Source organism: Streptomyces sp. NPDC000594 (assembly GCF_040299965.1).
Taxonomy (GTDB): Bacteria; Actinomycetota; Actinomycetes; order Streptomycetales; family Streptomycetaceae; genus Streptomyces.
This window is the reverse complement of sequence record NZ_JBEPCY010000069.1, coordinates 1-9,067: the sequence shown is the minus strand read 5'-3', so window position 1 is coordinate 9,067 and position 9,067 is coordinate 1. Positions and strand designations below refer to the sequence as shown.

Below are 9,067 nucleotides of genomic sequence, written 5' to 3'. Positions count from 1 at the left end.
CCGCCGCGGCCGCGGGGGGGGGCGGGGGGGCGGCCCCCGCCCCCCCCGCCCCGGCGCCCCGGCCGGCGGCCGGCGCCGCGCCCGCCCCCCCCCACCCGGGGTGCGGCGCCGGACGCGCCTGGGCGGACATCTCCGCACCGGACCGCAGGGGCCGGTCCGCCGTGGTGCGGGGGAGTCTGCCGGTGACCGGCGCCGTGTGTCGGTGGCAGGCGCCGGGAGGCTCCGTTCCTCGGGGACCCCGTTCCCCGGGACTCCGTTCCTTGAGACCTGTTCATTGGGGAGGACAAGATCCATGGGTGTCACGCTCGCCAAGGGAGGCAATGTCTCCCTCTCCAAGGCCGCGCCGAATCTCACCCGGGTACTGATCGGCCTGGGCTGGGATGTCCGTACCACCACCGGCGCCGACTTCGACCTGGACGCCAGCGCGCTGCTCTGCGCGGGCGGCCGGATCCTGGGCGACGAGTACTTCGTCTTCTACAACAACCTCACGAGCCCCGAGGGGTCCGTGGAGCACACCGGTGACAATCAGACCGGTGCGGGCGACGGCGACGACGAGTCGCTGATCGTGGATCTCCCCCAGGTCCCGGCCCAGGTGGACAAGATCATATTTCCGGTCTCCATCCATGAGGCCGATGCCCGCTCGCAGGCCTTCGGCCAGGTCTCCAATGCCTTTATCCGCGTGGTCAACCAGGCGGACGGCCAGGAGCTGGCCCGCTACGACCTGAGCGAGGACGCCTCGACCGAGACCGCCATGATCTTCGGCGAGCTGTACCGGTACCAGGGCGAGTGGAAGTTCCGCGCGGTCGGTCAGGGGTACGCCTCGGGCCTGCGCGGTATCGCCCTCGACTTCGGGGTCAATGTCTCGTAGCCCCGCCCCCTCCGTCCCCCGGCCCCGTCCCCTCGCTTCCGTTCCCCGCCGTCCTCCTCCCTCCGTCCTCTTCCGCGCACTCCCCGGATCCCACCGCTTTCACCGCTCCTCAGAGACGTTCCGGTTCTTTCGGTTGTTCCACTTATTCATCGCACAGCACGGGGGACCCGGTCTCCGGTACGGGGGAACGCCTCCCCCGGGCCCTGGCCCGGGAACCCCCTGACACGATTGGGTGCCAGTGGTTCTGAAAACCTTCGGCTGGTCGTTCGCGGTCACCGCGCTCGGACTGGTCTTGGCGTTCTTCTACGGAGGGTGGACCGCGTTCGGGGTCGTCGCGATCCTGTCCATCCTGGAGATCTCGCTCTCGTTCGACAATGCGGTGGTCAACGCCGGAATCCTGAAGAAGATGAATGCCTTCTGGCAGAAGATCTTCCTCACGATCGGCATTCTGATCGCCGTCTTCGGTATGCGGCTGGTCTTCCCCGTCGTCATCGTCGCGGTCAGCGCCAACCTCGGCCCCATCGAGGCCGTCGATCTCGCCCTCAACGACAAGGACAAGTACCAGGAGCTGGTGACCGACGCCCATCCGTCGATCGCCGCCTTCGGTGGCATGTTCCTGCTGATGATCTTCCTGGACTTCATCTTCGAGGACCGGGAGATCAAGTGGCTCGGCTGGCTGGAGCGCCCGCTGGCCAAGCTCGGCAAGGTCGACATGCTCTCGGCCTGTATCGCGCTGGTCATACTGCTGATCAGCGCGATGACCTTCGCCAAGAACGCCCATCAGCACGGCGGCGGACATGCCGACAAGGCGGAGACCGTCCTGCTCTCCGGTATCGCCGGTCTGGTCACCTATCTCATCGTCGGCGGGCTCTCCAGCTACTTCGAGAACAAACTGGAGGAGTCCGAGGAGCGCGAGCACGAGGCGGAGGAACAGGCCCTCCGCAGCGGCAAGAAGGTCACCGCGGTCGCCATCGGCGGCAAGGCCGCCTTCTTCATGTTCCTCTATCTGGAGGTCCTGGACGCCTCCTTCTCCTTCGACGGTGTCATCGGCGCCTTCGCCATCACCAATGACATCGTGCTGATGGCCCTCGGCCTCGGTGTCGGCGCGATGTACGTCCGGTCGCTCACGGTCTATCTGGTCCGCCAGGGCACCCTGGACGACTATGTCTATCTGGAGCACGGCGCCCACTACGCCATCGGCGCCCTCGCGATCATCCTGCTGATCAGCATCCAGTACGAGATCCCTGAGATGATCACCGGTCTGATCGGCGTCGCGCTGATCGGCTGGTCCTTCTGGTCCTCGGTGCGGCGCAACCGCGCGCTCGCCCTGGCGGACGCGGCGGGCCGAAAAGGCTGAGCCACACTCCGGACGCGGGGTGTGACCACCGTCCGATTGAGGAACGCTCACAGCGGGGCGGCTTCGGGACACGGTCCCGGCGCCGCCCCGCCGGGCGCGGCGGGCACCCCGCCGTCCGGCGGGGGCGGCAGGGCGACGCGGGACCGGCTCTCCTGGCACGGGGGCCGGCACAGCGGCGCGGACACGACACAGAGGGGCGGGGCATGGCTATCTGGGACCGGCTGTTCCAGCGCGGGTCGGCACAGTTCGACATGGGCGGGGCCGCGGCCAATACGATCTCACTGACCCGGCGGCGCCCGGCGGTCTCCCTCACCAAACAGGGTGCGGCCACCGGTCATCTGCGGGTCAATCTCTCCTGGCGGATGCGGACCACGGATTTCGGGGAGAGCTCCCGGCGGAACGGGCAGCTGCTGCGGAACCCCCTGAACTTCTTCAAGCCGGATGTGGTCCAGGCCCACACCCAGAGCATGGTCAATGTCGACCTCGACCTCGGCTGTCTCTATGAGCTGGCCGACGGCGGCAAGGGCGTGGTGCAGCCGCTGGGCAACTTCCTCGGCTCCACCACCGAGTCGCCCTATGTCGGCATCAGCGGCGACGACCGCTTCGGCTCCGGCTCCGGCGAGACCGCCTATGTCAACCTCGACCACCACGAGGAGATCAAGCGGCTGCTCTTCTTCGTCTACATCTACGACCAGACCCCGGCCTTTGACCGCACGCACGCCATGGTGACGCTCTACCCCAGCAGCGGCCCCCGGATAGAGATCGAACTGGACGAGCGCGCCCCCCAGGCCCGTTCCTGCGCGGTGTTCCTCCTGGAGAACCAGAAGGGCGAGCTGGTCGTCCGGCGTGAGGTGCGCTATGTCTACGGCTTCCAGGCGGAGCTGGACCGACTCTACGGCTGGGGCCTCCAGTGGGGCCGCGGTTACAAGTCCCGTGCCTAGGCCGGTGCCGGTGCCGGTGCCGGGCACCGGGGCCGGGGTCGGCACGCGGGCCGTGGCCGGAGTCGGCGCGGAGGCCGTTCCCGGGGCCGTGCCCGGGGCCGGTGGCGGGCGGCTCAGGGCCGTATGAACTGCGGACCCATCGGCGGCAGCCGGAAGTCCGGATCCGGTACGAAGGCGGCGGCGGGCTGCGGATGGCCGGCGGCCGGCTCCTGGGCCCCGGCACCCGGCCCCGGCACCGGAGCGGCGGGCGGCGCCGGGGAGCCGTGCGGATAGCCGTACGCGGGTCCCCCCGCCCCGGGCACCGGCTCGGTGGGGTGCTCCTCCGCCGCGCCCGCCGGGTCGTCGCCGTCGCCCTCGGACTCGTCCACCGAGATCCCGAACTCGGTGGCCAGCCCCACCAGCCCCGTCGGATACCCCTGCCCCACCGCGCGGAACTTCCAGCTGTCCCCCCGCCGGTACAGCTCACCGCAGATGATCGCGGTCTCCGCGCCGGTGTCGGGCAGCACATCGAAGACCGCCAGCGGCTCACCCCCCGGCGCCGAGGCGTCGAAGAGCAGGATCCGCAGATCACGTACGGTACGGAAGGTGTCACCGTCCGAGGAGGCCGCCAGGACCACCTGATCGACGGAGGGGTCGAGCGCCGCCAGATCCGCCTCCACCGCGTCGGTCAGCTGATCGCCCACCCGCTTCTTCGACAGCCGCCGCACCAGCCCCGAGGGATGGCGCGGCTGGTTGTAGAAGACGAAGTCCTCGTCCGACCGCACCCGGGCGTCCGCGCCCAGCAGCAGCGCCGAAGCGTCCACGTCCGGTACCCCGGGGCCCGGGGTCCAGCGCAGCACGGCCCGTACCGCCGTGGTGTTCAGCGGGACGTTCGAGCCCTTCATCATGGCGTGCGTCATGCCCGTCATCCTGCCCTCCCGGGCACCGCCCGGACAACGCGGACCGGCCCCCGCGCGTGGCCCGCGCCCGCCCGGGGGACCCGCAGCGGCCCGTACACCCGGCCCGCCCGGACAGGACCCCGCGCGTGGTCCGTGAATCCGCCGGAGGGCGCCCCGGCGACACCCGGCGTTCATGAGCGCCGGGAACCATTGGCCGACATCCACACGTACTATTACCGGCCATGCCAAAGCGGCTGGTCACCCAGCGACACCGGGGAGACACATGCGTCATTTCGGGCACCTTTCGCCCGCCGCCCGTGAGCGTCTCTTCCATCGGCAGCCGGCGGAGTTCACCGCGGCCGCCTCCGCGCGCACCCTCGCGGCGGCCCTCGGGGCCACCCTCTACAGCCCCGCCACCCGCCCCCGGCTCGCCGACGACATCCTCAAGCAGAACGCCATCGGGGTCGTCTCGATGGTCCTCTGCCTGGAGGATTCCATCCACGACGAGGAGGTTCCGCTCGCCGAGGAGAATCTCGTACGGCAGCTCGCCGACCTCCACGCACGCGGGCGCGAGCACCCGCTGATCTTCATCCGAGTCCGGGAGCCCGCCCAGATCCCCGATCTCGCCACCCGCCTCGGCCCGGCGATCAGCAGACTGTCCGGTTTTGTGCTTCCCAAATTCACCGAGGAGCGGGGAGTCCCCTTCCTGGAGGCGCTCACCGCCGCCGAGACCCTTACCGGGCGGCGCCTCTTCGCCATGCCCGTCCTGGAATCCCCCGAGCTGCTGCATCTGGAGACCCGGGTCGAGACCCTGGCCGGAATCGCCCGTACCGTCGACAAGTACCGCCACCGGGTCCTCGCCCTCCGCCTTGGCGTCACCGACTTCTGCTCCGCCTACGGCCTGCGCCGCTCGCCCGACATGACCGCCTACGACGTCCAGATCGTCGCCTCCGTCATCGCCGACGTGGTCAATGTCCTCGGCCGCTCCGACGGCACCGGCTACACCGTCACCGGACCCGTCTGGGAGTACTTCCGCCTCCAGCAGCGCATGTTCAAACCCCAGCTCCGGCGGAGCCCCTTCCTCCAGCTCCGCGCCGACGAGCTGCGCACCTCGCTCATCGAGGACGACCTCGACGGGCTGCTCCGCGAGATCGACCTGGACCGGGCCAACGGCCTCACCGGCAAGACCTGCATCCACCCCTCGCATGTCCTGCCGGTGCACGCGCTCTCCGTCGTCAGCCACGAGGAGTACGGCGACGCCCAGGACATCCTCCGCCCCGACCGGGGCGGGGGCGGCGTACTGCGCTCCGCGTACACCAACAAGATGAACGAAGTGAAGCCCCACCGGGCCTGGGCCGAGCGCACCCTGCTCCGCGCCGAGGTCTTCGGAGTGGCCAGGGAAGAGGTCGGGTTCGTGGAACTCCTCACGGCCGGACACACCGCCGAATGACGCCCCGGCGGACGAAGAGAGAGAAGACATCCACGGTGGTGTGGTCCGGAACCTGGGTCGCCGAACGGCTCGGCGTCCGCCTCGAAGGAGACGAACGCCTCCCCGACCTGCTCGGCCTCGCGCTGCGCCGCAACCCCAAGCGGGCCCATCTGCTGGTCTCCTCCGTCCTCGGCAAACATGTGCCGCAGTCCCCGGCGGTGGTGCACGCGGCCGGGTACGGCCTCGGGGAGCGGGTCCGCGCCCTGCTGGGCGAGGCGGAGGCGGCCCGGTCGGTCGTCGTCGGCTACGCGGAGACCGCGACCGGCCTGGGTCACTCGGTCGCCGACGGGCTGGCCCTCGCGCCCTACCTCCACTCCACCCGCCGCCCGGTCGCGGGGGTGGCCCGCGCGGGCGGCTTCGAGGAGGAGCACTCGCACGCCACCTCCCATCTGCTGCTGCCCCAGGACCCGGGGCTGCTGACCCGGCCGGGCCCGCTGGTCCTGGTGGACGACGAGTTCTCCACCGGGAAGACCGTGCTCAACACCCTCGCCGAGCTGCACCGGAGCCGGCCGCGCGAGCGCTATGTCGTCGTCGCCCTGGTCGATATGCGCGGCCCCGCCGACCGCGACCGGCTGGCGGCCTTCGCCCGGGAGATCGGCGCCCGGATCGATCTGGTCGCGCTGGCGACGGGGCGGACCGTGCTGCCGGAGGGGGTACTGACGGCGGGCGCGGAGCTGGTGACCCGCTACACACCCGCGCCGACAGCTCCGGCGGACGGGGACGGGGTGGCCGGCCCGGCCGAGAGGGTCGACCTGGGCTGGCCCGCCGGTCTCCCCGACGGCGGCCGGCACGGCTTCCTCCCCGGCCACCGCGCCCGGCTGGAGACCGCCCTGCCCGCCATGGCGGCCCGGATCGAGGCCGCCCTCGGCACACCCCCCGCGCCCGGCCCGCGCCGGATCCTGGTCCTCGGCTGCGAGGAGCTGATGTACGCGCCGCTGCGCCTGGCCACCGCCCTGGAGGAGCGGGCCGCGCCGGGCACCGAGGTGCGGTACTCGACCACCACCCGCTCGCCCGTGCTCGCCGTGGACGACCCCGGATACGCGATACGCACCCGTATCGTCTTCCCTGCCCATGACGACCCGGCGGACGGCCCCGGTGACCGCTTCGCCTACAACGTGGCGGGCGGGGGCTTCGACGCGGTGGTCGCGGTGGTCGACTCGGCCGCCGACACCCCGGCGCTGCACGCGCCCGGGGGGCTGCTCGACCGGCTCGCCGGGGAGATCCCGAGGGTGCTGCTGGCCGTGGTGCCGAGTCATGTGCCCGGGACCACCGCTTCCCCCGCCGGATCCGGGCCCGCGGCCTCCGCCCCCGTACCCGTATCCGCCGCCATCCCCGCCACTCCTGTCCCTGCCCTCGTCACGGAAAGGGCCGCCATGGCCACCGCACCGTCCGCCGCACGGCCCGCCGGGCCGGCCCCGGAGTCGCTGCCGGAGCCCCTGCGCGGCCCGGCCTTCTCCTCGTACCGGCCCGACGATGTCGGCTGGCTGCTCCAGGACCTCTCCCGGACCGAGCTGGAGGCCCCCACCGAGGAGCGCGAGGAGGCCATCCAGAGCGGCGAGGCCCACTACGCCGAATCGCTGCCGGTGGAGTACCAGCCGAGCGAGGAGTACCAGCGGCTCTTCCACACCGCCCTGGACGCCTCCGCCGACCGCGTCGCACGGGCCGTCGGCACCGTCACCGAGACCGTCCTCGCCGAGCGCTCGCCCCGCCCGGTCCTGGTCTCCCTCGCCCGCGCCGGCACCCCCGTCGGCATCCTGATGCGCCGCTGGGCCCAGCACCGCCACGGCCTCGACCTGCCGCACTACGCGGTCTCCATCGTCCGGGGCCGGGGCATCGACACCAACGCCCTGCGCTGGCTCGCCCACCACCACGACCCGGCCGATGTCGTCTTCGTCGACGGCTGGACCGGCAAGGGCGCCATCACCCGCGAACTGGCCGCCGCGCTCGCCCCGTTCGACGGCTTCCGGCCCGAGATCGCCGTCCTCGCCGACCCCGGCGGCTGTGTCCGCACTTACGGCACCCGGGACGACTTCCTCATCCCCTCCGCCTGCCTCAACTCCACTGTCTCCGGGCTGATATCGCGGACCGTGCTCCGCGCCGACCTCGTCGGGCCCGGCGACTACCACGGCGCCAAGTTCTACCGGGAGCTGGCCGGTTCGGATGTCTCAGGGCTCTTCCTCGACACCGTCGCCGACCGGTTCGACCAGGTAGCCGGAGCCGTCGCCGCCGATGTCCGCGAACTGCTCGCGGCCGACCGTACCCCCACCTGGGCGGGGTGGGCCGCCGTCGAGCGGATCAGCGAGGAGCACGGCATCGACCAGGTGAACCTGGTCAAGCCCGGTGTCGGCGAGACCACCCGGGTACTGCTGCGCCGGGTCCCCTGGAAGATCCTCGCCCGCGCCGGGGCCGGTGCGGAACTCGACCATGTACGGCTGCTCGCCGATCAGCGCGGGGTCCCCGTGGAGGAGGTCCGGGATCTGCCGTACAGCTGTGTCGGACTGATCCACCCCCGCTACACCCGGGGCGCGACCGGCGCCGACGGCCGGGCGGTGAACGCGCTGTGACCGACCGTACCGCCACTACCGTCCCCGCCACCGCTGTCCCCACCACCGTGGTCGCGAGTGATCTCGACCGTACGCTGATCTACTCCGCCGCCGCCCTCGGGCTGACCGTCCCCGACGCCGAGGCCCCCCGGCTGCTCTGCGTGGAGGTCTACGAGTCCCGGCCGATCTCCTATCTGACCGAGACCGCCGCCGGGCTGCTGGCCCGTCTCGCCGCCGCCGCCGTCCTCGTGCCCACCACCACCCGTACCCGGGCGCAGTACGGCCGGATCCGGCTGCCCGGCCCCCCGGCGGCGTACGCGATCTGCGCCAACGGCGGGGACATCCTCGTGGACGGGACACCGGACCCGGGGTGGCGGCGTGCGGTGGAGGCGCGGATCGCGGACGGGTGCGCCTCCCTCGCGGAGGTCCGCGCCCGGCTGACCGCCACCGCCGACCACGCGTGGCTGCTCAAGGAGCGCACCGCCGACGATCTCTTCGCCTATCTGGTGGTGGAGCGCGCGCTGCTGCCCGGCGACTGGGTACGGGAGCTGGCCGCCTGGGCGGAGCCGCGCGGCTGGTCGATCTCCCTCCAGGGGCGCAAGCTCTACGCGGTGCCCCGCCCGCTCACCAAGAGCGGGGCGCTGCGGGAGGTCGTCCGGCGCACCGGGGCCGATCGCACGCTCGCGGCGGGCGACTCCCTGCTCGACGCCGATCTGCTGCTCGCGGCGGATCTGGCCTTCCGCCCCGGCCATGGCGAGCTGGCCGAGAGCGGCTGGACGGCGCCCGGGGTCGAGGTGCTGGAGGAACGGGGGGTGGCGGCGGGGGAGGAGATCCTGCGGCGCTTCCTCGCCGAGGTCGGCGACCACCGGCCCTAGCCTTGCCCGGGTACGGCAGCGGCCCGCCGGCCGAACACGAGGACACCCGCCCCGCCACCGGCGTTAGAAAAACAACCTAAGATAAAAGAAAAGCCGGAGGAATAAAAAAAAAAAAA

The 9,067-nt window shown here is 71.8% G+C and carries 7 protein-coding genes; 6 read left to right on the top strand and 1 reads right to left on the bottom strand.

All coding sequences use genetic code 11. The annotated features are described in order from the left end of the window. Positions 1 to 292 precede the first annotated feature (292 nt). From ABT354_RS37805 to ABT354_RS37795, 3 genes are all read left to right on the top strand, one after another. Entirely contained in the window at positions 293 to 868 is a 576-nt protein-coding gene (locus ABT354_RS37805; RefSeq protein ID WP_351502575.1) for a TerD family protein, read from the top strand. 238 nt (positions 869 to 1,106) lie between these two features. After that, positions 1,107 to 2,225 carry a DUF475 domain-containing protein gene (locus ABT354_RS37800; RefSeq protein WP_351502573.1) on the top strand — a complete coding sequence of 373 codons (1,119 nt, stop codon included), beginning with the start codon at positions 1,107 to 1,109 and terminating at the stop codon, positions 2,223 to 2,225. Positions 2,226 to 2,428: 203 nt separating this feature from the next. After that, entirely contained in the window at positions 2,429 to 3,166 is a 738-nt protein-coding gene (locus ABT354_RS37795) for a Tellurium resistance (protein ID WP_351502571.1), read from the top strand. Positions 3,167 to 3,279: 113 nt separating this feature from the next. Here the strand turns inward: ABT354_RS37795 and ABT354_RS37790 are convergent, their stop codons facing one another. Next, a complete protein-coding gene (locus ABT354_RS37790; protein ID WP_351502569.1) occupies positions 3,280 to 4,065 on the bottom strand; it encodes a TerD family protein in 786 nt (261 codons plus the stop codon). Between the two features lie 262 nt (positions 4,066 to 4,327). Between ABT354_RS37790 and ABT354_RS37785 the strand changes: the two genes are divergently transcribed. Genes ABT354_RS37785 through ABT354_RS37775 form a run of 3 tightly spaced genes read left to right on the top strand, consistent with a single transcriptional unit; the run spans position 4,328 to position 8,951 of the window. Further along, the gene (locus ABT354_RS37785; RefSeq protein ID WP_351502567.1) at positions 4,328 to 5,494 is read left to right on the top strand and encodes an HpcH/HpaI aldolase/citrate lyase family protein; all 1,167 of its coding nucleotides are present in this window, start codon (positions 4,328 to 4,330) and stop codon (positions 5,492 to 5,494) included. Beyond that, the gene (locus ABT354_RS37780) at positions 5,491 to 8,097 is read left to right on the top strand and encodes a phosphoribosyltransferase (protein WP_351502565.1); all 2,607 of its coding nucleotides are present in this window, start codon (positions 5,491 to 5,493) and stop codon (positions 8,095 to 8,097) included. The genes ABT354_RS37785 and ABT354_RS37780 overlap by 4 nt, the downstream gene beginning before the upstream one ends. Continuing rightward, the gene (locus tag ABT354_RS37775; RefSeq protein WP_351502563.1) at positions 8,094 to 8,951 is read left to right on the top strand and encodes an HAD family hydrolase; all 858 of its coding nucleotides are present in this window, start codon (positions 8,094 to 8,096) and stop codon (positions 8,949 to 8,951) included. Before ABT354_RS37780 ends, ABT354_RS37775 begins: the two co-directional genes overlap by 4 nt. Positions 8,952 to 9,067 lie beyond the last annotated feature (116 nt).